The sequence below is a fragment of the Paraburkholderia sp. SIMBA_027 genome (assembly GCF_046535315.1).
GTDB classification, from domain to species: domain Bacteria; phylum Pseudomonadota; class Gammaproteobacteria; order Burkholderiales; family Burkholderiaceae; genus Paraburkholderia; species Paraburkholderia tropica.
The window spans coordinates 1-229 of the sequence record NZ_JAWRWY010001752.1; the positions used below are offsets into that span (position 1 = coordinate 1).

Sequence of the window (229 nt, forward strand, 5' to 3'; positions counted from 1 at the left end):
GTTCACGGGCTGGTGTGGCTTCACACCGGCCCGTTTTGCATTCATCAACGCCTCCCGCCCGTGTCCGATTCCGCTGTTTCCGCGTTCATCCCCGCGCCGCTCCAGTGCGGCCGCTTCTCGCTGACGTTCGAACGCCCGCTCGTGATGGGCATCCTCAACGCAACCCCCGATTCGTTTTCCGACGGCGGCCGCTTCCTCGCGCGCGACGATGCGCTGCGCCAGGCCGAGC

At 67.2% G+C, this 229-nt stretch carries 1 protein-coding gene; it reads left to right on the forward strand.

Going from position 1 to position 229, the window contains the following annotated elements; translation table 11 throughout:
* Nucleotides 1-12 precede the first annotated feature (12 nt).
* On the forward strand, nucleotides 13-229 hold a 217-nt coding region (locus SB764_RS45170), incomplete at its 3' end, for a dihydropteroate synthase (protein WP_410867459.1).